This is a genomic window from Kitasatospora sp. NPDC089797, from assembly GCF_040684795.1.
Taxonomy (GTDB): Bacteria; Actinomycetota; Actinomycetes; order Streptomycetales; family Streptomycetaceae; genus Kitasatospora.
In genome coordinates this window covers 109,035-131,213 of record NZ_JBFBGS010000019.1, presented here as the reverse complement: position 1 = coordinate 131,213, position 22,179 = coordinate 109,035, and the positions used below count along the sequence as shown (strand labels likewise).

19 protein-coding genes are annotated in these 22,179 nt (G+C 75.6%); 10 read left to right on the top strand and 9 right to left on the bottom strand.

The annotated features are described in order from the left end of the window. Positions 1–14: 14 nt before the first annotated feature. The gene (locus tag AB0O91_RS17630; protein WP_363433510.1) at positions 15–1,325 is read right to left on the bottom strand and encodes a glycosyltransferase family 4 protein; all 1,311 of its coding nucleotides are present in this window, start codon (positions 1,323–1,325) and stop codon (positions 15–17) included. Between the two features lie 303 nt (positions 1,326–1,628). Here AB0O91_RS17630 and AB0O91_RS17625 point away from each other — a divergent pair, with 303 nt between their 5' ends. The 6 genes from AB0O91_RS17625 (at position 1,629) to AB0O91_RS17600 (ending at position 8,168) form a co-directional block, all read left to right on the top strand. After that, positions 1,629–2,249 (top strand): TetR family transcriptional regulator, encoded by a 621-nt coding sequence (locus AB0O91_RS17625; protein ID WP_363433508.1) that lies wholly within the window; start codon positions 1,629–1,631, stop codon positions 2,247–2,249. Between the two features lie 348 nt (positions 2,250–2,597). Beyond that, the gene (locus AB0O91_RS17620) at positions 2,598–3,866 is read left to right on the top strand and encodes a prenyltransferase/squalene oxidase repeat-containing protein (RefSeq protein WP_363433505.1); all 1,269 of its coding nucleotides are present in this window, start codon (positions 2,598–2,600) and stop codon (positions 3,864–3,866) included. Next, a complete protein-coding gene (locus AB0O91_RS17615) occupies positions 3,866–4,603 on the top strand; it encodes an SCO2322 family protein (protein ID WP_363433503.1) in 738 nt (245 codons plus the stop codon). Before AB0O91_RS17620 ends, AB0O91_RS17615 begins: the two co-directional genes overlap by 1 nt. A gap of 21 nt (positions 4,604–4,624) precedes the next feature. Continuing rightward, positions 4,625–5,731: an energy-coupling factor transporter transmembrane component T gene (locus tag AB0O91_RS17610; protein WP_363433500.1), complete on the top strand. Its 1,107-nt coding sequence runs from the start codon at positions 4,625–4,627 to the stop codon at positions 5,729–5,731. After that, positions 5,728–7,329, top strand: coding sequence for an ATP-binding cassette domain-containing protein (locus AB0O91_RS17605; RefSeq protein WP_363433497.1), 1,602 nt, complete (start codon positions 5,728–5,730; stop codon positions 7,327–7,329). The genes AB0O91_RS17610 and AB0O91_RS17605 overlap by 4 nt, the downstream gene beginning before the upstream one ends. Further along, complete coding sequence (locus tag AB0O91_RS17600) at positions 7,326–8,168, top strand: ECF transporter S component (protein WP_363433494.1); 843 nt, start codon at positions 7,326–7,328, stop codon at positions 8,166–8,168. Before AB0O91_RS17605 ends, AB0O91_RS17600 begins: the two co-directional genes overlap by 4 nt. A gap of 114 nt (positions 8,169–8,282) precedes the next feature. Here the strand turns inward: AB0O91_RS17600 and AB0O91_RS17595 are convergent, their stop codons facing one another. Both AB0O91_RS17595 and AB0O91_RS17590 read right to left on the bottom strand, forming a co-directional pair. Next, on the bottom strand, positions 8,283–8,588 hold the full coding sequence (locus tag AB0O91_RS17595; protein WP_363433492.1) for a putative quinol monooxygenase: 306 nt from the start codon (positions 8,586–8,588) through the stop codon (positions 8,283–8,285). Between the two features lie 120 nt (positions 8,589–8,708). Continuing rightward, positions 8,709–9,146 carry a hypothetical protein gene (locus tag AB0O91_RS17590; protein WP_363433490.1) on the bottom strand — a complete coding sequence of 146 codons (438 nt, stop codon included), beginning with the start codon at positions 9,144–9,146 and terminating at the stop codon, positions 8,709–8,711. A 356-nt stretch (positions 9,147–9,502) separates the two neighbouring features. Here AB0O91_RS17590 and AB0O91_RS17585 point away from each other — a divergent pair, with 356 nt between their 5' ends. Further along, complete coding sequence (locus tag AB0O91_RS17585) at positions 9,503–12,475, top strand: glycoside hydrolase family 3 C-terminal domain-containing protein (protein ID WP_363433488.1); 2,973 nt, start codon at positions 9,503–9,505, stop codon at positions 12,473–12,475. Positions 12,476–12,694: 219 nt separating this feature from the next. Next, positions 12,695–13,573, top strand: coding sequence for a LysR family transcriptional regulator (locus AB0O91_RS17580; protein ID WP_363433485.1), 879 nt, complete (start codon positions 12,695–12,697; stop codon positions 13,571–13,573). A 95-nt stretch (positions 13,574–13,668) separates the two neighbouring features. Here AB0O91_RS17580 and AB0O91_RS17575 read toward each other — a convergent pair whose 3' ends face one another. Beyond that, a complete protein-coding gene (locus AB0O91_RS17575) occupies positions 13,669–13,992 on the bottom strand; it encodes an antibiotic biosynthesis monooxygenase (RefSeq protein ID WP_363433482.1) in 324 nt (107 codons plus the stop codon). 182 nt (positions 13,993–14,174) lie between these two features. Continuing rightward, on the bottom strand, positions 14,175–14,585 hold the full coding sequence (locus AB0O91_RS17570) for a cupin domain-containing protein (RefSeq protein WP_363433480.1): 411 nt from the start codon (positions 14,583–14,585) through the stop codon (positions 14,175–14,177). 62 nt (positions 14,586–14,647) lie between these two features. Here AB0O91_RS17570 and AB0O91_RS17565 point away from each other — a divergent pair, with 62 nt between their 5' ends. After that, positions 14,648–15,124 carry a MarR family winged helix-turn-helix transcriptional regulator gene (locus tag AB0O91_RS17565; protein WP_363433477.1) on the top strand — a complete coding sequence of 159 codons (477 nt, stop codon included), beginning with the start codon at positions 14,648–14,650 and terminating at the stop codon, positions 15,122–15,124. A 142-nt stretch (positions 15,125–15,266) separates the two neighbouring features. Here the strand turns inward: AB0O91_RS17565 and AB0O91_RS17560 are convergent, their stop codons facing one another. Further along, complete coding sequence (locus AB0O91_RS17560) at positions 15,267–17,342, bottom strand: MFS transporter (protein ID WP_363433475.1); 2,076 nt, start codon at positions 17,340–17,342, stop codon at positions 15,267–15,269. Between the two features lie 340 nt (positions 17,343–17,682). Between AB0O91_RS17560 and AB0O91_RS17555 the strand changes: the two genes are divergently transcribed. Beyond that, positions 17,683–18,780 carry a peptidoglycan-binding domain-containing protein gene (locus AB0O91_RS17555; protein ID WP_363433473.1) on the top strand — a complete coding sequence of 366 codons (1,098 nt, stop codon included), beginning with the start codon at positions 17,683–17,685 and terminating at the stop codon, positions 18,778–18,780. A gap of 87 nt (positions 18,781–18,867) precedes the next feature. On the opposite strand, the gene AB0O91_RS17550 is transcribed toward AB0O91_RS17555, so the two are convergent. From AB0O91_RS17550 to AB0O91_RS17540, 3 genes are all read right to left on the bottom strand, one after another. After that, positions 18,868–19,452 carry a TMEM165/GDT1 family protein gene (locus tag AB0O91_RS17550; RefSeq protein ID WP_363433471.1) on the bottom strand — a complete coding sequence of 195 codons (585 nt, stop codon included), beginning with the start codon at positions 19,450–19,452 and terminating at the stop codon, positions 18,868–18,870. Between the two features lie 205 nt (positions 19,453–19,657). Then, positions 19,658–20,437, bottom strand: coding sequence for an ABC transporter permease (locus AB0O91_RS17545; RefSeq protein ID WP_363433576.1), 780 nt, complete (start codon positions 20,435–20,437; stop codon positions 19,658–19,660). Then, positions 20,437–22,065 (bottom strand): phospholipid carrier-dependent glycosyltransferase, encoded by a 1,629-nt coding sequence (locus AB0O91_RS17540; RefSeq protein WP_363433468.1) that lies wholly within the window; start codon positions 22,063–22,065, stop codon positions 20,437–20,439. Before AB0O91_RS17540 ends, AB0O91_RS17545 begins: the two co-directional genes overlap by 1 nt. Positions 22,066–22,179 lie beyond the last annotated feature (114 nt).

Below are 22,179 nucleotides of genomic sequence, written 5' to 3'. Positions count from 1 at the left end.
CCTCGGCGCCGGCCTCAGGGCACGTACCGCCAGCCCGGCCCGGAGCGGGCCCGGGCACCGACACCGGTGGCGATCGCCGACCGGTACGCCGCTGCGGTCAGCTCGGCGGCCCGCTCCCAGGTGAACCGGGCCAGCACCCGCTCACGGCCGGCCGCGCCGAGTTCGGCGCGCAGCCGCGGGTCGTCCAGCAGCCGGCCGAGCGCGGCGGCCAGCGCGTCCGCCTCCCCCGGCGGCACCGCCAGGCAGGTCCCGCCGTCCGGCCCGGCGACCTCGGGGATCGCCCCGCCGGTGGTCGCGACCAGCGGGGTGCCGGTCGCCATCGCCTCGGCGGCGGGCAGCGAGAAGCCCTCGTACAGGGACGGGACGCAGGCCACCTCGGCCGAGCGGTAGAGGTCGACCAGTTCGCGGTCGCTCAGCCCGGTGCGGAACTCGATGTGCTCCGCCAGCCCGAAGCGGCGGACCGCCTCGGCGACCGGCCCGTCCTCCTTCTGCGGCTTGCCGACCACCACCAGGTGGGCGTCCCGCTCGGTGCGGACCTTGGCCAGCGCCTCGACCAGGAACACCAGGCCCTTGAGCGGCACGTCCGCGCTGGAGGTGGTGACGATCCGGCCGGGCACCCGCTCGATCTCCGCCGAGGGCGACCAGAGCCGGGTGTCGGCGCCGATCGGCACCACCGAGACGGCGCCGGGGGCGGCGCCCAGGTGCTCGACGATCTCGCGCTGCGAGGTGCCGGACACCGTGATCACGTGGTCCAGCCGGGCCGCGACCCGGCGCTGCATCCGGGTGAAGGCGTACCAGCGGCGCAGCGAGAGCCGCTTGGTCCGGGTGGTGGCCGCGTCCAGCTCCAACTGCCGGTCCACGGTGATCGGGTGATGGATCGTGGTGACCAGCGGGAAGCCGTGCCGGGCCAGCCCGAGCAGGCCGTAGCCGAGGGTCTGGTTGTCGTGCACCACGTCGTAGCGGCCCTTGTGCCGGGCCAGGTACTGCCGGGCGCGCAGCGAGAAGGTGAGCGGCTCGGGGAAGCCGCCGGTGCGCATGGTGGCGAACTCCAGCACGTCGACCGGCCCGCGGAACTCGTCGCGGCCGGGCGTGCGGAAGGGGTCGTCGGCGCGGTAGAGGTCCAGGCTGGGCAGCTCCACGAGCCGGACCGAGCCGGGGCCGTCGACCTCGTCCAGCACGGGGTACGGCTGGGCGCCGATCACGTCCACGTGGTGGCCGAGCCTGGCCAGCTCCCGGGAGAGGTGCCGAACGTACACGCCCTGACCGCCGCAGAACGGGTCCCCGCGGTAGGACAGCAGGGCAATCCGCAGCGGCTGCGCGGTCATCCTCGGCCCTCATCTCTGGCTGCTGTCGGTGCGAGCGGCACCAACGGTGGCGCCGCTCGCTAAAGTAGATCAGGTTTCAGTGGCTGTGGAACTCGTCATCGACCATGTGAACAATGAGAGACCTCGAAGATACCGGCCCGTAGCTTTCGCTCAGGAGCCAGGGCCGGTGATTCCCGCCACGCCCGTCCCGACCGACCCCGGGTCGGCCCGGACCGGCCCGCGACCGGTCCCGACCGGCCGCGGGGCGGCCCCGGGGCGACCCTTCTGGAGCACGCCGCCACCCACGCGCCCCCGGGAGCACCCTTGCCGTCGCCGACCCCGTCCGTGAGCTCCGCCCCGCCCGCCCAGGGCGAGCCCCCGCTGTCCGCGCGCCAGGCCGAACGGCGCCGCCGGATCCTGCGCGCCGCCACCGCGCTGGCCGCCCGCGGCGGGTACGAGGCGGTGCAGATGCGGGAGGTCGCGGAGAGCGCGCAGGTCGCCCTCGGAACGCTGTACCGGTACTTCCCGTCCAAGGTCCACCTGCTGGTCGCGGTCATGCTGGAGCAGTTGCAGGAGCTCCAGGAGCACATCCGGCGGCACCCGCCGACCGACCTGGAGCCCGCGCCCCGGGTCGCCGACGCGCTCACCCGGGCCTTCCACGCGCTCCAGCGCGAGCCGCTGCTGGCCGAGGCGATGGTCCGGGCGATGTGCTTCGCGGACCGCTCGGTCGGCACCGAGGTGGATCTGGTCAGCGCCGCCACCGGACAACTCATCCTGGACGCCATCGGGCAGTCCGGCCCGCCCAGCGAGGGCCAGCGGGCGGCCGTCCGGGTGATCGAGCACACCTGGCACTCGGCGCTCGTCGCCTGGCTCTCCGGACGCGCCTCGATCGCCGAGGTCCGGGCCGACCTGCACACCGCGGCCCGGCTGCTGGCGCTGCCCTGAACCCGGCCGGCCCGGCGGCCGGCGCTGCCCCGGACCGGGCCGGGCCGGCGCCGTCCGGGCCCGATGACTGGAACCTGTTCCTGCTCCGGCGGGCCCGCCGACCACGGCCCGCCGGTTAGAGTCGACGGGCAGCACAACTCCATCCCGCCCCTCCCCCGGGGGGACGCCGGTGCGCAACCGGCGCCGACCCGCACCCGTGCGCCCGACCCGCGCTCCCCGCGCGACGGGCCGGCCGGAGCACCCGGGGCGGGACGAGCGGCGAGCCGGGCCCCGCGCCCGGCACCCGTCGAGGACCACGGAACGGCCCCCGCCCGGGCCCCACCGCTCACCGAAAGGCACGACCGCACCATGCTCACCGCCGCCCGCCTGGGCGCCGCCGCCCTGTCCGCCGCGCTGCTGGCCGGCCTCGCCGCCGGACCGGCCCTGGCCGACAGCCCCTCGCCCTCCGCCCCGGCCACGCCGGCCGTCCCGGACGGCCTGTACGGCAAGAGCGACCCGACGTACGACGGCGTCTGGCGGCAGTCCCTCGCGCTCATCGCGCTCACCGCGACGAAGGTCACCCCGGCCGACTCCGCGGTCGCCTGGCTCACCGGCCAGCAGTGCGAGGACGGCGGCTGGCCCTCCTTCCGGGCCGCCGGTGCCGCCTGCGACCCCAAGACCGAGGACAGCAACGCCACCTCCGTCGCCGTCCAGGCCCTCACCGCCCTCGGCGGGCACCAGCCGGCCGTCGACAAGGGCGTGCAGTGGCTCAAGGCCAACCAGAACGCCGACGGCAGCTGGCCGTACAACCCCGGCAGCCCGGGCGATGCCAACTCCACCGCGCTCGCCGTCAACGCGCTGTTCGCGGCCCGGACCGACCCGGCGAGCGTGGCCAAGCCCGGCAGCGGCGGTGCCGCGGGCAAGAACGCCTTCGACGGCCTCGCCCGCTTCCAGCTCGGCTGCTCCGCCCCCGCCGACCAGCGCGGCGCCTTCGCCTTCCAGCCCGACCCGGCCACCGGTGCCCTCGCCCCCAACACCCTGGCCACCGCCCAGGCCGCCCTCGCCGCCTCCGGCGGGCACCTGCCGGTCGAGACCTCGGTCCGCGCCGACGCCACCCCCAAGCAGCTGGCCTGCGCCGACGGCTCCGCCCCCGCCACCGTCCCGCACGCCGAGGCCGGCGAGGCGGTCAGCTCCTACCTGGCCGCCCAGCTCGCCGCCGGCGGCGAGCACCTCACCCTCACCATGCCCGGCGCCGAGCCCACCCCGGACTACACGGCGACCGCCTGGGCCGCGCTCGCCCTCACCCAGAGCGGCCACCCCGAGCAGGCCACCGACGCCGTCGACTGGCTGGAGGGCCAGGGCGCCACCTGGACCAAGAACGGCACCGACGCCGGCGCCACCGCCACCCTGCTGCTGGTCAGCCACGCCACGCACCGCACCGAGTCCTCCCTCACCGGCCAGCTCACCGCGCTCGGCCCGGCTCCCAAGGCCAACGCCGCCGCGTCGACGGAGGCCGCCCCGGCGGAGAAGAAGAAGGGGGGCTTCGGGACGTTCTGGATGATCGCCGTCGGCGCCCTGATCGGCCTCGGCGGCGGCCTGCTGCTCAGCCTCCAGCGCAAGCGCAACCCGAACCTCTGATGGGTCGGCTCCCCGACGGTGCCGCCGCCGGGCCCGTTCGGTCCGGCCGGACCCCCGCCGACCGGAGCCCCGGCGGCCGACGTCCCCGCCGGGCCCCGGCCGCCCTGCTGCTCCCGCTGCTCGCGGCCCTGGTCCTGCTGACCGCCGCCGCGCCCGCGCAGGCCGCCGGCTACCGCTACTGGTCGTTCTGGCGCGGGGCCGACGGCGGCGCCTGGACGTACCAGCAGCAGGGGCCGGCGGTCGCCGTGCCGCCGGACGGCTCGGTGGACGGCTGGCGGTTCGCCGTCAGCCCGGACGGCGGGCAGGAGGCCGCGAAGCCGCGCGCGACCGCCGGGTTCGACGAGGTCTGCGCCGCCACCCCGGCCCAGGACGGCCGCAAGCGGGTGGCCGTGGTGCTGGACTTCGGCACCGCCGAGGACGCCGGTTCGTCCGGCGCCCGGCCGCCCGCGCAGCGGACCGCCTGTGCCGCCGTCGCCCCGCGCGCCACCTCGGCCGAGGTGCTGGCCGCCGTCGCCCCGCCGCTGCGGTACGACACCAACGGCCTGCTCTGCGCCATCGCCGGGTACCCGGCGGCGGGCTGCGGCGACCAGGTGGACACCGGGGCCGCCGCCCGGCCGGCCGGCCCGAAGGGCGGGTCCGACGGCGGACCGGACCTCGGCCTGGTCGCCGGCGGCGCACTGGTCGTCCTCCTCGCCGGCGGCGCCGTCTGGCAGGCCCGCCGCCGTCGCCACTCCTAACCCCGTTCCCAGGACAGGTCCGTGAGCAGCACCGCCCGTAGCCCCCGCCCGCCCGTCGGTCCCCGCCAACTGCACCCCGGGGCCTGGTGGTTGTGGGCCCTCGGACTGGGCGCGGCGGCGACCCGCACCACCAACCCGGTGATCCTGCTGCTGCTCGCCGCGACCGCCGGATACGTGGTCGCGGCGCGTCGCGGCGATGCGCCCTGGTCGCGCTCGTACGGGGCGTTCCTGCGCCTCGGCCTGCTGGTGCTCGGCATCCGGCTGGTCTTCGCGGTGCTGCTCGGTTCGCCGATCCCCGGCACCCACGTGCTGTTCACCCTGCCCGAAGTCCCGCTCCCCGCCTGGGCACAGGGCGTGCGGATCGGCGGCCGGGTGACCCTCGAGGGCCTGCTCGCGGCGCTGTACGACGGGCTGCGGCTGGCCACCCTGCTGGTCTGCGTCGGCGCGGCCAACTCGCTGGCCAGCCCGGCCCGGCTGCTGCGCGCCCTGCCCGGCGCGCTCTACGAGGCGGGCGTGGCCGTGGTGGTGGCGATGACCTTCGCGCCGAACCTGGTCGCCGACGTCCGCCGACTGCGCGCCGCCCGGCGGCTGCGCGGCCGCACGGACAAGGGCGTCGCGGCCGTCCTGAGCGTCGGACTCCCCGTCCTGGAGGGCGCGTTGGAGCGGTCCATCGCCTTGGCCGCGGCGATGGACACCCGCGGCTTCGGCCGCACCGCCGACGTCCCGCGCCGACTCGCCCGGGTGACCGCCGCACTCACCCTGGCCGGGCTGCTCGGGGTCTGCCTGGCCGCGTACGGGCTGCTCACCGCCGGGGGCGCCGGGTGGGCCCTGCCGGTGCTGCTGCTCGGCCTGGCCGCCGCCTTCGGCGGGCTGCTGCTCGGCAACCGACGGTCCGTCAGATCCCGCTACCGGCCCGACCCCTGGGCGCTGCCGGAGTGGCTCACGGCCGCCTCCGGCATCGCCGCGGCCGCGCTGGTGACCTTCCTCGCGGCCCGGAACCCGGGGGCCTTCGCCCCCACGGTCGTGCCGCCGACCGTCCCCGAGCTGCCGCTGGCCGCCGTCCTGGCCGTCCTCCTCGGCCTGCTCCCGGCGTTCGTCGCCCCGACCCCGCCCCGGAGGGCATCGTGATCACCTTCGAGCAGCTCTACGTCCGGTACGCGGACTCCGCCGAACCCGTCCTGGCGAACCTCGACCTCACCGTCCCCGAGGGTGAACTCTGCCTGCTGGTGGGCCCGTCGGGCTCCGGCAAGTCCACCCTGCTCGGGACGGTCAGCGGCCTCGTCCCGCACTTCACCGGCGGGGTGCTGCACGGCCGGGTCACCGTCGGCGGCCGGGACACCCGGGAGCACCGGCCGCGCGAACTCGCCGACCTGGTCGGCACGGTGGGCCAGGACCCGCTGGCGCACTTCGTCACCGACACCGTCGAGGACGAACTCGCCTACGGCATGGAGTCCTTGGGCCTGCCGGCCGACGTCATGCGGCGCCGGGTCGAGGAGACCCTCGACCTGCTCGGCCTCGCCGACCTGCGCGACCGCGCCCTGGGCTCGCTCTCCGGCGGCCAGCAGCAGCGGGTCGCGATCGGCTCGGTGCTCACCGTCCACCCGCGCGTCCTGGTGCTGGACGAACCCACCTCGGCGCTCGACCCGGGCGCGGCCGAGGAGGTGCTGGCCGTCCTCCAGCGGCTGGTGCACGACCTCGGTACCACCGTGCTGATGGCCGAACACCGGTTGGAGCGGGTCGTCCAGTACGCCGACCAGGTGCTGCTGCTGACCCCGGGCGCCCCGGCCGTGCTCGGCGAACCGGCCGAGGTGATGGCGCACTCCCCCGTGCACCCGCCGGTGGTCGGCCTCGGCCGGCTCGCCGGCTGGCAGCCGCTGCCGCTGTCCGTCCGCGACGCCCGGCGCAGGGCCGCGGCGCTGCGCGCCGAACTGGACGGGCGGGCGCCGACCGCCGTCGCCGTGCCGGACGCCGCCCCCACCGCCACCACCGACCGGCTCGCCGTCCGGCGCGGCCCGGTGCAGGCCCTGCGCGGGGTCGACCTGGCGCTGCGCCCCGGCGAGATCGCCGCCCTGATGGGCCGCAACGGCGCCGGCAAGTCCACCCTGCTCGGCAGCCTGGTCGGCCTGCACGCCCCCACCTCCGGCAGCGTCACCGTCGGCGGCCGCACCCCGCACCGCACCCGCCCGGCCGAACTGATCCGCCACGTCGGCCTCGTCCCCCAGGACCCGCGCGACCTGCTCTACGGCGAGAGCGTCGCCGCCGAGTGCGCCGCGGCCGACACCGATGCGGGCGCCCCGGCCGGCACCTGCCGCGCCCTGGTCGAACGCCTGCTGCCCGGCATCGCCGACACCGCCCACCCGCGCGACCTCTCCGAGGGCCAGCGGCTCACCCTCGCCCTCGCCGTGGTGCTCACCGCCCGGCCCCCGCTGCTGCTCCTGGACGAGCCCACCCGCGGCCTGGACTACGCCGCCAAGGCCCGGCTGGTCGAGATCCTGCGCTCACTGGCGGCCGAGGGGCACACCGTCCTGCTGGCCACCCACGACGTCGAGCTGGCCGCCGAACTGGCGCACCGCACGCTGATCCTGGCCGAGGGCGAGATCGTCGCCGACGGCCCGACGGCGGAGGTGGTGGTCTCCTCCCCCGCCTTCGCCCCGCAGGTCGCCAAGGTGCTGGCACCGGGGCCGTGGCTCACCGTGCAGCAGGTCGCGGAGGCGCTGAGCACATGAGCAGCCGCCCCGTCCCGCTCGGCCGCCGGTCCGTCACGGCCCTCGCGCTCGTCTCCCTCGTCGGCGTGGCGGCCTTCGGCTGGCCGCTGCTCGCCTCCACCGGGTCGGCCCTGGTCGGCCACTCCGCCGACGCGCCGTGGCTGTTCGCCCTCCTCCTGCCCCTGCTCCTCGCCGTCGTCATCGCGCAGATCTCCGAGGGCCGCTCGGCGGGCGGCGGCGCACCGGGACTGGACGCCAAGTCCGTCGCCCTGCTGGGCGTGCTGGCGGCGGCCGGGGCGGCCCTGCGCCCGCTCGGGGCCGGGACGGCCGGCCTGGAACCGATGTTCTTCCTGATGGTCCTCTCCGGGCGGGTGCTCGGGCCCGGCTTCGGCTTCGTCCTCGGCTCGCTGTCGATGTTCGCGTCCGCGCTGCTCACCGGCGGGGTCGGGCCGTGGCTGCCGTTCCAGATGCTCGCCATGGGCTGGGTCTGCCTCGGCGCGGGGCTGCTGCCGGGGCCGGCCACCCTGCGCGGCCGCCGCGAACTCCTGTTGCTGGCGGCGTACGGGGCGGTGTCGGCCCTGCTGTACGGCACGATCATGAACCTCCAGGGCTGGCCGTACATCGGCGGCCTGGCCGGCTCGATCTCCTTCGTCCCCGGCGACCCGCTGCCCGCCAACCTGGTCCGCTTCGCGGCCTACTGCCTGACCACGTCCCTGGGCTGGGACCTGCCGCGCGCCGCCCTCACCGTGGTCCTCTGCCTCACCCTCGGCACCCCCGTGCTGCGCGCCCTGCGCCGCACCACCCGCCGGGCGGCCTTCGACGCCCCGGTCGACTTCCGGCCGCCGCCACCGGGCGACTGACCCCGCCCGGTCGCGGTCCGGCTGTGGTCCGGCCGCGGTCCGGCCGCGGTCCGGCCGCGGTCCGGCCGCGACGGGTGCCCCGGCCCACCGGGCGGGGCACCCGTCGTCACACGGTCAGAGCGCGCCCTTGGCCGGGTCGCCGGCGGGGAACGCCCGGAGGACCGCGACGTCGGCCGGCTCGGCGAGCGCGTCGGCCAGGACGGGGCCGAGGGCGGCCAGCGGGGCGCCGGCGCTGTGGGCGTCGAGGCTGGCCTGGTCGGCCCACTTCTCCACCACGGTGATGCGGTCCGGTCCGGCGTGGACGGCGTAGAGCTCGCAGCCGGGCTCGGCGTGGATGGCCGGGGCGTGCTGTTCGAAGGCGGCCAGGACGTCGTCCCGGCGGCCGGGCCTGGTCCTGAGGGTGGCGATGACTACGGGCATGCGGGTCTCCCATCGGGTCCGATGATCATCGGTCGGACGATCCATCGGGTCGAACGATCATCGGTCGGACGATCACAGTAACCAGCCCCGCTGTCGGGCCCGTCGGCCGGCCACGGCTCCTCACCAGTCCAGGGCGGAGCGGGCGAGCGCGGTGAGGGCGAGGGCGGCCGGGAGCTCGACCAGGAGGGCCATCGCGAGGGCGGTGTACCAGGCACCGCCGCCCTCCGCGGTCATCACGTCGAACCAGGCGTCGAGCAGGAGCAGCGTGGCGGACGCGGCGGCGGCCAGGGCGGTGAGGCGGGAACGGCGGACCAGCAGCCGGCCGGTGGCGAGCAGCCCGGCGACCTGGAGGACGTCCAGGCCGACCCAGACGGTGGACCAGTTCCGGACCTCGGCCTGGCCCCGGGTGGTCGCGCCGAGCACCAGGATCCAGCTGAAGAGCAGGACGGCGATGCCGAGCAGGGCCCGGCCGAGGAGTCTTCGGGAGCGGTCCGCCGTCGGATGGTCCGCGCCGAGGCGGCCGAGTGCCGTTCGGATGTCCCCCGTTGGTGTTCTCATGATCCGAAAATCTACCCACCTCCCTCTTCCGCGCCGGGGCCGCGGTCCAGGATGGCGTCCGACACCGGGACCGCAGCCCCCAGGAGAGCGCCGAGATGATCCAGCCGAGCCCCGACCGGCCGAGCCCTGACCGACCGAGGCCCGACCAACAGCAGCTCCCCGGCTCGGCGCCCGGCAACTGAGTGCGCCCCGTATACATACGACACGCCCCGTACGCGCACGACACGCCCTGCGCGCTCCCGACGCGCCCTGACGCACCACCTTTCGTTCGCCGTCGATCAACCGTAAATTTGATAGATCGTCACTTTTTCGGCCCGCCCAGCCAGCTACGACTCCGTCGATCGGTGGTGGTTGCCATGCGACGTCTCCCCCCGCGAACCCCCCTGCGGACCCGGATCCTCCGACTCGGTCTCGGCGGCTGCCTCCTGGCGGCCGTCACCTCCGGCAGCGCCGCGGCCGCCCCGCCGGAACCGGCGGACGGCGGCCAGGAGCAGCGCATCGAGCGGCTGCTCGCCCAGCTGACCACCGAGGAGAAGGTGACGCTGCTCCGCGGCCGGGACGCCCCGGCGGGCGTGCACTCGGTCGGCTACGTCGAGGGCGTGCCCCGGCTCGGCATCCCGCCGCTGCTGCTGTCCGACGGCCCCGCCGGGGTGCGGGACGGCCGGCCGGCGACCGCACTGCCCGCGCCGGTCGCGCTGGCCGCCGCCTTCGATCCGGCGCTGGCCGCCCGGTACGGCGACGTGCTGGGCCGGGAGGCGCGGGCGCGCGGCTACCAGGTGCTGTACGCGCCGATGGTGAACATCGTCCGGGTCCCGCAGGGCGGGCGGGACTTCGAGACGCTGGGCGAGGACCCGTACCTGGCCGGGCAGTTGGCCGCCGCCGAGGTGCGCGGCATCCAGGCCCAGCGGGTCGCCGCGCAGGTCAAGCACTACGCCGCCAACAACCAGGAGGACAACCGCCAGTCGTACGGCTCGGACGTGGACGAGCGCACGCTGGCCGAGATCGAGCTGCCCGCCTTCCGGGCGGCCGTCCGGAGCGGCCGGGCCTGGTCGGCGATGTGCGGCTACAACCCGGTCAACGGCCACTGGGCGTGCGAGAACTTCCCGCTGCTGCGCGACGTGCTGAAGGGCCGGTGGGGCTTCGACGGCGTGATCGGCTCCGACTACCCGGCGACCCACTCCGGCGCCTACGCCGCGGCGGGCGGCCTGGACCAGGAGTTCGGCGGCTCGACCTACTTCGCCGACCTGCCCGCCGCGGTGGCCGAGGGGCGGCTGGCCCCGGCCGTGCTGGACGACCAGGTCCGGCGGGTGCTGCGGCTGATGGCGCGCACGGGGGCGCTCGACGGCGTCCGGGCGTCCGCCGCCGACCCGGCCGCCGGCGCGCGCGACGCCCGTGCCGCCGCCGTTGCAGGAACGGTTCTGCTTCGGAACGAGCGGCCGCACGACGCGACGTCCCGGGGCGGGAAGCCCGTCCTGCCGCTGGACTCCGCCCGGCTCTCCTCCATCGCGGTGATCGGCCCCTGGGCGGACCGCGCCTACACCGGCGGAGGCGGCTCCTCACACGTCACCCCTTACGCCGAGCACACGGTGACACCCCGCCAGGGCATCGCGGCCCGGGCCGGGACGACCACCGAGGTGCGCTACCACCCCGGCGACGACCCGACCGCGGCCGCCGCGCTCGCCGCCCGGTCGGAGGTCGCCGTCGTCGTGGTCGGCGACCAGGAGACCGAGGGCGCGGACCGCACCTCGCTGGACCTCGCCCCGGCCGACGACGCCCTGATCCGGGCCGTCGCGAAGGCGAACCCGCGCACGGTCGTGGTGCTCGACACCGGCGGGCCGGTCACCATGCCCTGGCTGGACGCGGTGCCCGCCGTGGTCGAGGCCTGGTACCCGGGCGAACAGAGCGGCGCCGCCCTCGCCGACGTGCTGTTCGGCGACGCCGACCCGGGCGGGCGACTGCCCGTCACCTTCCCGACCTCCGCCGACGCCACCCCGCTCCGGGACGCCGCCCAGTACCCCGGCACCGACGGCGCCTACCACTACACCGAGCGGCTGCTCACCGGCTACCGCTGGTACGACGCCGTCGGCACCGACCCGCTGTTCCCCTTCGGCCACGGCCTCTCCTACACCGACTTCGACTACACCGGCCTCACCGTGAGCGGCCCGGACCCGGCCGGCCGGGTCCGGGTCGGCTTCGAGCTCACCAACTCCGGCACCCGGACCGGCACCGAGGTGCCCCAGCTGTACCTGGCCTTCCCCTCGGCGGCCGGCGAACCGCCGCAGCAGCTCAAGGCCTTCGACAAGGTCACGCTGGCCCCCGGCGCCTCGACCCGGGTGGAGCTGCGGCTGGACCGCTCCGCCTTCGCCGTCTGGGACCAGGATGCGCACGGCTGGCGCGTCCCCGGCGGGCGGTACGGCCTCACGGTCGGCTCCTCCTCCCGCGCGCCCCGGCTGCGCGGCACGGTGGAGACACCGGGCTCCCCCGCCGTTTCCGCCCGGTCCGGGCGGATCACCGCCGCCGACGGATCCTGCCTGGACGGCTCGGCCGCCGCCGGACACGCCAACGCCCCCGTCCGGCTGGCGGATTGTGCGGGAACGGCGGCCCAGGAGGCCACCGTCGGCTCGGACGGCAGCATCGGCCTGCTGGACGGCTGCCTCACCGCGACCGGGTTCGGCGACGGCGCCGCCGTCCACCTGCGGGACTGCACCACCGCCACCGCCGCACCCGCCTGGGAGCGCCGCACCACCGACCAGGTGTGGCACCTGCGCCCGGATTCCACGATCCTGCACCCGGCCACCGGCCGCTGCCTCACCGACGACGACGGCCGCCTGCTGCTGCGGTACTGCACGGGCTCCGCCGAGCAGCGCTGGGCCACCCCCCGCCCGAGCGGCCCGCTGACCGGCCGCGCCGGGCAGTGCGCCGACGTCGACCGGGCCTCGGCGGTCAACGGCACCCCCGTCCGGCTGCGGCCCTGCGACTCCTCCGGCGCCCAGGACTGGACCGTCCAGCAGGACGGCTCGCTGCGGGCCCTCGGCAAGTGCCTCACGGCAGCCGGCCGCGGGCCGGACGAGCGCGGGGCGACCGCCGACGGGGCCACCCGGGGCGGGACGGCCGAGCGCGCCCCCGTCCAGCTCCACGACTGCGACGGCAGCGGCGCCCAACACTGGCGGCCGCTCCCGGGCGGCCTCCTGCTCAACGGCGCCGACGCCCGCTGCCTCACCGCCCCGGACGACGGCAGCGCCGACCTGGCCGACGGGTCCACCCCACCGCTGCGTCTGCGGGACTGCCAGGTCAACAGCGCCAACCAGGCCTGGACACTGCCCCGTTGAGCCCGTCCGGCACGCCCGGACACCGCACCGGCCGAGGCGCAGGGGCGCCCTGCCGGCACCAGCGGCGATTCCCCGCACGCCTTCGGAACACCCGGCCCCGGCCGTACGCTGTCCCGCAACACCGGCAGCATCATCGCGAACACAACAACACGAGCCGCACCACGAACGGCGAGCGGGCCGTCCGATCACGCACGGGCGTTCGGGGGAACCGGAGAGACAGTGGAACTTCGTCAGTTGCGGGTCTTCGAAGCCGTGGCCGCCCACCGCACCGTCACCGCCGCGGCCGCCGCGCTCGGCCTCGTCCCCTCCGCGGTCTCCGAGCAGCTCCGCACCCTCGAACTCAGCCTGGACACCACGCTGTTCGACCGGGCGCCGCGCGGGCTGACGCTCACCGCGGCCGGCGAACGACTGCTGCCCTGGTCCCGCACCCTGCTCGACCAGGCCGAACAGGCCCGCCGGGAGGTGATCGCCGACCGCACCAGGGTCCGGCTGGGCGCGCTGGAGACCATAGCCGCGACCCACGTACCGGCCGTACTGGCCCGGCTCACCGCGGGCCGACCCGGCCTCGACGTCTCGCTGCACACCGACACCGCCCGGGACGGCCTGCTCGGCGGCGTCGCGGCCGGAGCCCTGGAGGCCGCGCTGCTCCTCGACACCGCCGGACCGCTCGGCGACCTCGGCTTCTACCTGCCGCCCGCCCCGCTCGACCACCTCGACCTCGGCGACGTCCCGCTCGCCCTGGTCGTCGCCCCCACCCACCCGCTCGGCGGCGCCGCCACCCTGACCCGCGCGGACCTGCGCGGCCGACGCCTCCTGGTGGACTCCCCCGCCTGCTCCTTCCGGCTGGCCGGCGAACGCCTGCTCGGCCACGCCCTCGAACGCGTCCGCACCGGCGGCGTCACCGTCACCCGCGCGTGCGCCGAACAGGGCCTGGGCATCGCCCTGCTCCCCGAGTTCGCCGTCCGGGACTCCCTCGCCGCCGGCACCCTGCTCCGCCTCCCCCTCGACCCCCCGCCCCTGCGGCTGCGCCTGGTCTGGCGCGCCAACCGCGAACCCGTCCCCGGCCTGCGCCAGTCCCTCCACCCCGCCGCGGTCTGAACTCCCCTCCCCCGCAGCCGGGTTCGCCACCGACCTCGCACAGCCGGACGGCGCACCCCGGAACCCCGGGGCGCGCCGTCCGTCCTGCCCCGCCGTCAGGCCTTCGGGCCGGCCGACTGGACGACCTCGAAGGACCACAGCGTGGACCCGGAGGCGGCCGGCCGCTTCGGGGCCTCGCCCTCGCCACCGTTCTGGTGGGCCGACTTCATGGGGCCCTCCATCCAGGCCTGGAAGGACTCCTCGTCACGCCAACGCGTGTACACCAGGTAGGTGTCGGTCCCCTCGACCGGGCGCAGCAGCTCGAACCACTCGAAGCCGTCGGAGTTCTCCACCGCGCCGGCCCGCGAGGCGAAGCGCTGCTCCAGCACCTCACGCTGCTCGGCCGGCACCGTCAGTACGTTGATCTTGACGACGGACATGCCGCTCCTCATTGATCCGCCGGGGCCCGTACGGCCGTCGGCTGGGGTGTTCAGGAGCAGTCTGCTACACCTCACGCGCCGTGGTCCGGGCGCTCCGGGGCGGGGCGTGACGGCGGTGTCCCGGTGGTGGACGGCCGCCGTGGGGGCGTGCCGGCTCCGGCGTCCGGCGTCCGGCGTCCGGCTCAGGCGATCCACGCCGGGAGGAGACGGTCGGCGTCGCGCGGGGCGAGGGCGCAGGCGCCGTCGGGGGTGCGGGCGTCGGGGTTGTAGGCGTGGGACGGGGAGGGGGAGGCGACGACGGCCGTGAAGCCCTCGGCGGTGGCCAGTCGACGGGGGACGTCGGCGGGGAGGGCGAGGGTGTCGCCCGCGCGGACGGTCAGGGTCTCGCCGGCCAGGGTGACGGTGGCCGAGCCGGTGAGGAAGGTCCAGATCTGCTCGGTGTCCATGGCGTGCGGCGGGCCCTGCCGGTCGGCGGGCATCTCGACCCGCCACTGGGCGAGGGCGGTCGCGCCCTGGGTGGGCGAGGCGAGGGTGGTCATGACGGCGTTCGGGGTCTCGGTGCGACGGGCGTCGGCGGAGCGGATCACGGGCATGGCGAAGGAACCCCCTAGAATGGACAATGTCGTTGTCTATATGGTCAATGAGGTTGTCTATCATGTCAAGCGAACCCACCCCGCCCGGCTTCGAGCTGCCCCTGCGCCTGCTGCTCGCCTTCCGCACGATCATCGACGAGCTGCACGACCGCATCGCCCGCGAGGGCCACCCCGAGCTGCGCCCGATGCACGGCTTCGTCTTCCAGGCGATCGGCCCCCGGGGCACCACCGCCGTCGAACTCGGCCGCCGGCTCGGCGTCTCCAAGCAGGCCGCGGGCAAGACCATCGAGAACCTGGAGCAGCTCGGCTACGTCGAGCGCGGCACCGATCCCGCCGACGCCCGGCGCAAGGTGGTCCGACTCACCGACCGGGGCGTGGACTGCCTGGTGCGCTCGGCCCGGATCTTCGACGAGCTGCGCGCGGAGTGGTCCGCCGCCCTCGGCGAGGAGCAGCTCCGCCAGGTCGAGGACGGCCTGCGGCAGCTCGCCCCCGGCGACCCGTTCCGGCTCGACACCCCCCGCTGGTTCGGCGGCCCGTGAGCCGCGCGCGGAGCCGGTCCGGACCTCCGGCGAGCCCTGCGGATCACCACCGGGCCCGGCGGGACACGCCCCCAGGGCGGGACGTGCTCCACGGGCGGGACACGCCCCGAGGGCGGGACCACGCTCCGGGGGCGGGCACTCCCTAGAACGACCGCCCCTCCCCGTGGTACGGCGGCTGCGGGCCGGCCGGCGGGTCCGGGCGGTCCCGCCGGTCGGCGCAGAGGGCGGAGCTGAGCCGGGTGAGCAGGTCGGCGAGGTCGCCGTACTGCTCGTCGTCCCAGTCCCCCAGCAGCTCCGCCAGCTGGGTGCGCCGGGCCGCGACCAGCCGCAGCGCCGCCTCCTGCCCGGGTTCGGTGAGGCGCAGCGGCAGGCCGCCGGTGCGGGCGGCGAGGCCCCGGCCCTCCACCTCCCGGACGGCGTCCTCGACCACGGCGATCGGGACGATCCGCCGTTCGGCGAGTTCGGCCGGCTCCACCGAGCCGTGGTGGTGCATCTGCAGCAGCAGCCAGCTGGAGGCCGGCAGCAGGTCGAGCCCGGCCGTGGCGGTGATCCGCCGGAACAGGTCGCGCCGGGCCTCCCGGCTGCTCAGCACGGACAGCGCGCGGGCGATCTCGTCCAGCGAGGACCGCTCGACCGGGTTGATCCCGATGGACTCGCTCAGGTCGGGCGCGGTGACCGTGGAGCGCAGCTTCTGCTCCCGCAGGAACAGCGACAGCACGAAGGCGACCAGCGCGACGGGCACCGCGTACAGGAACACCCGGGTGATCGACTCGGCGTACGCGTGGTGGACCCCGGCCTGGGCGGCGGCCGGCAGCCGGCTGATCAGGCGGGGGTCGGCGGTGATCGCCTCCACCCGGAAGCCCGGCGGCAGCGGTTGCCCGGCCAGGGCCTCGGCGAGGCGGGAGCCCAGGCCGCTCGCGAAGATCGTGCCGAAGATGGAGACGCCGAAGGAGGCGCCGATGGAGCGGAAGAAGGTGGCACCGGCCGTGGCCACGCCGAGGTCCTGGTAGCCGACCGAGTTCTGCACGATCAGCACCAGCACCTGCATCACCAGGCCCAGCCCGAGGCCGAAGACCAGGAAGTAGAGGCCCATCTCGCCGGTGCTGCTGTGCTCGTCCAGCCGGGAGAGCAGGAACAGCCCGACCGTGGTGACGGCCGTCCCGGCGATCGGGAAGATCCGGTAGTGGCCGGTGCGGGCGACGATCTGGCCCGACCCGATCGAGGTGAGCAGCATGCCGAGCACCATCGGCAGCATGTGGATGCCGGACATGGTGGGCGACACCTGCTGGACGACCTGGAGGAAGGTCGGCAGGTAGGTGAGCGCGCCGAACATCGCGAAGCCCACCACGAAGGAGATCACCGCGACCAGGCTGAAGGTCCTGGAGCGGAACAGCCGCAGCGGCAGGACGGGTTCGACGGCCGCCCGCTCCACCTCGACGAAGGCGACCAGCAGCGCCAACCCGAGCACGCCCAGGCCGACGACCTGCCAGGAGGACCACGCCCAGGTGGTGCCGCCGAGCGAGGTCATCAGCACCAGGCAGGTGGCGACGGCGGCGATCAGCGCGGTGCCCAGGTAGTCGATCCGGTGCTCGCGCCGGACCTCCGCCGCGTGCAGCACGGCGGCGATCACCACCAGGGCGACCACGCCGACGGGCAGGTTGACGTAGAACACCCAGCGCCAGCTGAGGTGGTCGACGAACAGGCCGCCGAGCAGCGGTCCGAGCACGCTGGTCACCCCGAAGACGGCACCGAAGAGGCCCTGGTACTTGCCGCGGTCCCGGGGGGCGACGAGGTCGCCGACGATCGCCTGGGAGAGCACCATCAGCCCGCCGCCGCCGAGCCCCTGGAGCGCCCGGAAGGCGATCAACTCGCCCATGTCCTGGGCGAGTCCGCACAGCACCGAGCCGATCAGGAAGATCACGATGGAGGCCTGGAAGAACCGCTTCCGGCCGTACATGTCGCCGAGCTTGCCCCACAGCGGGGTGGCGGCGGTGGAGGCCAGCAGGTAGGCGGTGACCACCCAGGAGAGGTGGTCCAGACCACCGAGGTCGCTGACGATGGTGGGCAGCGCGGTGGAGACGATGGTCTGGTCGAGGGCGGCCAGCAGCATCGCCAGCAGCAGGGCGCCGATCGGCACCCAGAGGTTGGGGACGGTGGTCTCCGGCGGACCGGGCGCGGGCGCCGGGCCCCGGTCGGACGCGGCGAGCGGGTCCGTCATGGCGTCTCCACCGGGCCTCTCCGTAGGGTCGCGGGACTGGGGCGGGCCCGGCCGACCGACCGGGTGGCCGGATGTCCGGGTGGCCGGGTGGCCGGGTGGCCGGGGCGGATGATCACTCCCCGTTTCCCATGCTGGCAGATATGTCCCGTTATGCACCGCCCGGTTGAGCCGAACGTAAGCACCGGGCCCGCCCGGCCCCGACCGGCGGTTTCCCCGGGGGCCAACCGTCACCAACCCGCACAACACCCCCACCGGGGGACGGACGCCCCTGTCCCCCCTCCGGCCCGTCCTGCATAATCAGGCCCGATCGCGAGACCCGAGAACCGAGGAGGACCGGCCGATGCCGGACCAGCACTGCCCGACGTGCGGCGCCGCACGCTCCACCGGGTGCGGCTGCCTCCCCGACCGGAGCCTGGACGAGACCACCGTCCTGCCCCACCTGGAGGGCCCGCCGCTGGTCCGCCCGTACGTGCCGCAGGCGTCCCACCAGGTCGCGGACGAGCCGCCGCTGACCACCGACCCGTTCGCGACCACCGTCCTGCCGCCGGTCCCGCAGGGTCCGCCGGACCCCCGGGGCAGACCGGGCACTCCCCCGCTCGGGCCGGACGCGGACGCCTACGCGACGACCGTCCTGCCGCCCGTCCCCGGCCCCGCGCCGGACGCGTACACCGGCGCCGCCACCACCGTGCTGCCGGCGGTCCCCCCGGCCCCGCCCGGCGGCGGGGACGACCTCGGCTACTTCCCGTTCGGCAACGGGTCCCCGGAGCCGGGCTCCGCACCCGACCCCGCCGCAGGCGGCGGCCGCGCCGCGCGCCGGGCCGCCGAGCAGTCCGGGCGCAACCCCTTCGCCCGCCGCAAGGGGCTGATCGCGGGCGTCGGCGCCGCCCTGGTGGCGCTCACCGTGGGGCTCGCCTACGCCGTGACGCCGTCCGCCGAGCCGACCCGCCACGCGGAGCCGGTGCCCACCACCACGCTCGCTCCCGCCCCGGTGGACCCGCCGACCCAGGCCGCGCCGCCGCCCAGCGACCCGGCCCCGACCACGACGGACGCGCCGAGCCCGACTCCGACGCCCACCCGCAAGCCGAGTCCGACCCGCACGGCCCCTCCGACCCCCACGCCCACGCCGACCCCCCCCCCCACGGTGACGACGCCGTCCCCGACCCCGACCCCCACGCCGACCCCGACCCCCACCCCGACGCCGACTGCGACGGCGCGGGTGCTCCAGCTGGGGATGAGCGGGCCCGACGTGATGGCGATGCAGCGGCAGCTCGTCAACGCCGAGTGCGGGTACGTCGACAAGTCGATCATCACCGGAACCTTCGACTGGTGGACCAAGAACGCGCTGCAGGACTACCAGAACCAGAACCGCATCAAGGGCGAGAACGGCTTCTACGGTCCCAAGACCCAGGCCGTCCTCGCCGCCGACCCCGGCTGCTGAGCACGGCCGGGGTCGGGGCGGGCCCGGGCGGGAAGCGGGGCAGGGGCGGGGCGAGGGAGCGCGAGGGGGTGGTGGACGGCACCGCCGTCAGCCGGTGATCGCCCCGAAGATGCTGATCCCGGCCAGCACCACCATGATCGCCGCCGCCACCCGGATGATCAGCTTCATCGGCACGTGCTTGAGCAGCTTCTGCCCGCCCACGATGGCGATCCCGCCGACCGCGCACAGCGCCAGCCAGGAGCCCAGGCCGACGGCCAGCGGATCGGCGTACTTGGCGGCCAGGTTGGCGGTCATGATCTGGGTCAGGTCACCGAACTCGGCGACCGCGACGACCACGAAGCTGGTCCCGGCCACCTTCCAGAAGCGGTTCGAGGACGGCTCCTTGGCCTCGTGCCCCTCCTCGTCCTCACCGCCGTGGAACAGCAGCATGGCCGCGCCGACCAGGAACAGCACGCCGGTGATGCCCTCCACCCAGCGGTGCGGCAGCAGCGACAGCAGCTGCCCGGCGACCAGCGCCAGCACCACCTGGAGCAGCATGGCGGCGGCGACGCCCGCGAAGACGTAGGCCGCCCGGTACTTGGTGCCGAGCACCAGGCTGGCCAGCGCGGTCTTGTCCGGCAGTTCGGCCAGGAAGATGATGCCGAACGTCAACGCGGCAACGGTCAAACTCATCGGAGGATTCCCTCGGTCGGGCTGTCCGGCCTCGGCTGGTCCGTCAGGGGACGCTTCGGCCCGACAGCACTGGAAACGGTCACAGCACTGCGGCCGAAGGTCTCGCCGGCAGCCGCTCTCCGAGCGGTGCCCCGGGCGCCGGGCCCCTGGGGGCCAGTATGTCGACGGTCCGGTGGAGGGCTACTCCCCTTCAACGCGCTCCAGCCTACCCGACCCGGTCGACCGGCCCGGTCGTCACCAGCCCCCGCGCGACCAGCTCCAGCACCACCACGACCGCCACCGACTCCACCGCCAGCAGCCCGATCAGCACGAACAGCTGCACCGCGCCCGCCTGGACCGGCGAGGCTCCGCCGAGCAGCATGCCGACGAAGGCGCCGGGCAGGGTGACCAGCCCGACCGTACGGGTCTGGTCCAGCGCCGGGACGAGCGAGGTCGCGGCCGCCGTGCGGCAGATCTCCAGCCGGGCGTCCCGTTCCTCGAAGCCGAGCGCGAGCGCCGCCTCCACCTCGCCGCGGCGCTGGCGCAGCTCGTCCAGGGCGCGGCGGCCCGCCAGCGAGGTGGCGGTGAGCGCGCCGCCGATCAGGATGCCCGCGACCGGGATCACCGACAGGCCCTTGAGCGGCAGCAGTCCGACGGCCGGCAGCAGCAGGAGCACCGGCAGCACCCCCGCGCCGATCGGGGCCGCCGCCCAGATCCAGCCGGGGCCCGGGGTCATCCGCCGCCCGGCGGTGCGCACCGCGACCGAGAACATCAGCAGCACGAACAGCACCGACCACCAGAGCGAGGCGACCACCCAGGTGATCACCGCGGCCACGGCGGCCAGTTGGACGACCGCCCGCAGCCCGGCCCGGGCCACCGCCCGCCCGTGGCCGAGCAGGCCCCACCCGGCCACCGCGACGGCCGCCAGCAGCAGCACCGCGGTGACCACCCCGAGCGCCGGGGTGACCGGCAGCAGTTGCCCGCCGCCGGAGGCCGCCAGCGGCATCAGATCCAGCTGGTGAACCACATCCGGTCCTGCCAGGACGACATCGGGATCACCTCCGCCGTGTACAGCGGATAGAAGAAGGCGAAGCAGCCGACGATCGCGAGCACGATCAGCCCCGCCCCGATCGCCCCGTAGCGGCGGCGCTCGGGGGTGCAGCCGACCGGGCCGAGGATCGCCCCGAGCATCTGGGCGACGGCCAGGCAGAGGAACGGCACCAGCACGACCATGTAGAAGGAGAAGATCGTCCGCTCCTGGTACTGGAACCAGGGCAGGTAGATCCCGGCCACCGCGCAGAGCACGGCGCCCGAGCGCCAGTCGCGGCGGAAGAACCAGCGCCACAGCAGGTAGAGCAGCGCGAAGCAGGCCGCCCACCAGAGGAACGGGGTGCCCAGGCCGAGGATCTGCGAGGCGCAGCCGCCGGAGGAGGTGCAGCCGTGCGTCCCGGCCGGGACCTGCTCCCAGTACATCGACACCGGGCGGCCGTCGACCAGCCAGGCGTAGGGGTTGGACTGGTAGGTGTGCGGGGTGCTCAGACCGGTGTTGAAGTCGTACATCTGCGCGTGGTAGTGCCACAGGCTGCGCAGCGGTGCGGGCACCCAGCTCATCGAGACCTGCGGCAGCGGGATGCCGAGGACGTGGTCCGGGGAGAGGCCGGCGCGGCCGTCCGCCCAGTGCCGGTCGTAGCCGCCGCCGGTGCCGGCGCCGGTGGCCAGCCAGCCGCTCCAGGCGCCGACGTACACCACCACGGCGGAGCCGACCATGGCGAGGAAGGCGGGGAGGGCGTCCAGGCGCAGCATGGACCGCCAGGGGTGGCGGGCACCGGCCGCGCGGCGGCCGGACTGGTCCCACAGCACGGTCAGGATGCCGAAGGCGGCGAGGATCGGGGCGCCGTTCCACTTGACCGCGCAGGCGGCGCCGATCAGCAGGCCGGCGGCGATCCGCCAGGGGCGCATCCCCAGCCGGACGGTGTCGCCGCCGGTGCCGCCGCCGGTGGCCGCGGCCAGCCGGGCGCGGACGTGGTCGCGGTCGACCAGCAGGGCGCCGAAGGAGGCGAGCACGAAGAACATCTGGATGCCGTCGAGCAGGCCGACCCGGCTCATCACCAGGTGGAGGCCGTCGACGGACATCAGCAGCGCCGCGGTGCAGCCGATCAGGGTGGAGCCGAAGAGCCGGCGGCCGATCCGGGCCAGCATCAGCACGGCGAGGGTGCCGAGCAGGGCGGTCATGAACCGCCAGCCGAAGGGGTGCAGTCCGAACAACTGCTCACCGAGCGCCATCACCCATTTGCCGAGCGGCGGGTGGGCGATGAACTCGGGCGCGGAGCTGAGCGGGATGGACTGCGGGACGGCCAGGATGTCGGCGTTGGCGTGGTCGGGCCAGGTGCCCTCGTAGCCCTGCTGGAGCAGCGACCAGGCGTCCTTGGGGTAGTACGTCTCGTCGAAGACGAAGGCGTTGGGGTGGCCGAGGTTCCAGAACCGCAGCAGGCCCGCGAAGACGGCGACGCCGATCGGGCCGAGCCAGCCGGAGCGGTCGGCGGCCCAGCGCAGCAGCCCGCGCGGGGCCGGGGCCGGGTCCGGGTCGGCGGTGGCCGGGGCCGCCGAAGGATGCGTGAGCGCCGCTTGCGTCATAGCCTCGCCGATCGCCTGTCTGCGGGGCCCGCGGGTGCTGCGCCGGGCCCGGGTCTGCTGCCCGGGCCGGGGCCGGGCGGTCAACAGCCACTGACACTATGTGGCGGTGCCCGG

Coding starts and splice junctions, on each gene's coding strand:
- AB0O91_RS17555 (WP_363433473.1), top strand. CDS start 17,683: ATGCCGGACCAGCACTGCCCGACGTGCGGCGCCGCACGCTCCACCGGG.
- AB0O91_RS17590 (WP_363433490.1), bottom strand. CDS start 9,146: ATGAGAACACCAACGGGGGACATCCGAACGGCACTCGGCCGCCTCGGC.
- AB0O91_RS17545 (WP_363433576.1), bottom strand. CDS start 20,437: ATGCCGCTGGCGGCCTCCGGCGGCGGGCAACTGCTGCCGGTCACCCCG.
- AB0O91_RS17560 (WP_363433475.1), bottom strand. CDS start 17,342: ATGACGGACCCGCTCGCCGCGTCCGACCGGGGCCCGGCGCCCGCGCCC.
- AB0O91_RS17620 (WP_363433505.1), top strand. CDS start 2,598: ATGCTCACCGCCGCCCGCCTGGGCGCCGCCGCCCTGTCCGCCGCGCTG.
- AB0O91_RS17550 (WP_363433471.1), bottom strand. CDS start 19,452: ATGAGTTTGACCGTTGCCGCGTTGACGTTCGGCATCATCTTCCTGGCC.
- AB0O91_RS17570 (WP_363433480.1), bottom strand. CDS start 14,585: ATGCCCGTGATCCGCTCCGCCGACGCCCGTCGCACCGAGACCCCGAAC.
- AB0O91_RS17630 (WP_363433510.1), bottom strand. CDS start 1,325: ATGACCGCGCAGCCGCTGCGGATTGCCCTGCTGTCCTACCGCGGGGAC.
- AB0O91_RS17615 (WP_363433503.1), top strand. CDS start 3,866: ATGGGTCGGCTCCCCGACGGTGCCGCCGCCGGGCCCGTTCGGTCCGGC.
- AB0O91_RS17600 (WP_363433494.1), top strand. CDS start 7,326: ATGAGCAGCCGCCCCGTCCCGCTCGGCCGCCGGTCCGTCACGGCCCTC.
- AB0O91_RS17585 (WP_363433488.1), top strand. CDS start 9,503: ATGCGACGTCTCCCCCCGCGAACCCCCCTGCGGACCCGGATCCTCCGA.
- AB0O91_RS17540 (WP_363433468.1), bottom strand. CDS start 22,065: ATGACGCAAGCGGCGCTCACGCATCCTTCGGCGGCCCCGGCCACCGCC.
- AB0O91_RS17565 (WP_363433477.1), top strand. CDS start 14,648: ATGTCAAGCGAACCCACCCCGCCCGGCTTCGAGCTGCCCCTGCGCCTG.
- AB0O91_RS17595 (WP_363433492.1), bottom strand. CDS start 8,588: ATGCCCGTAGTCATCGCCACCCTCAGGACCAGGCCCGGCCGCCGGGAC.
- AB0O91_RS17575 (WP_363433482.1), bottom strand. CDS start 13,992: ATGTCCGTCGTCAAGATCAACGTACTGACGGTGCCGGCCGAGCAGCGT.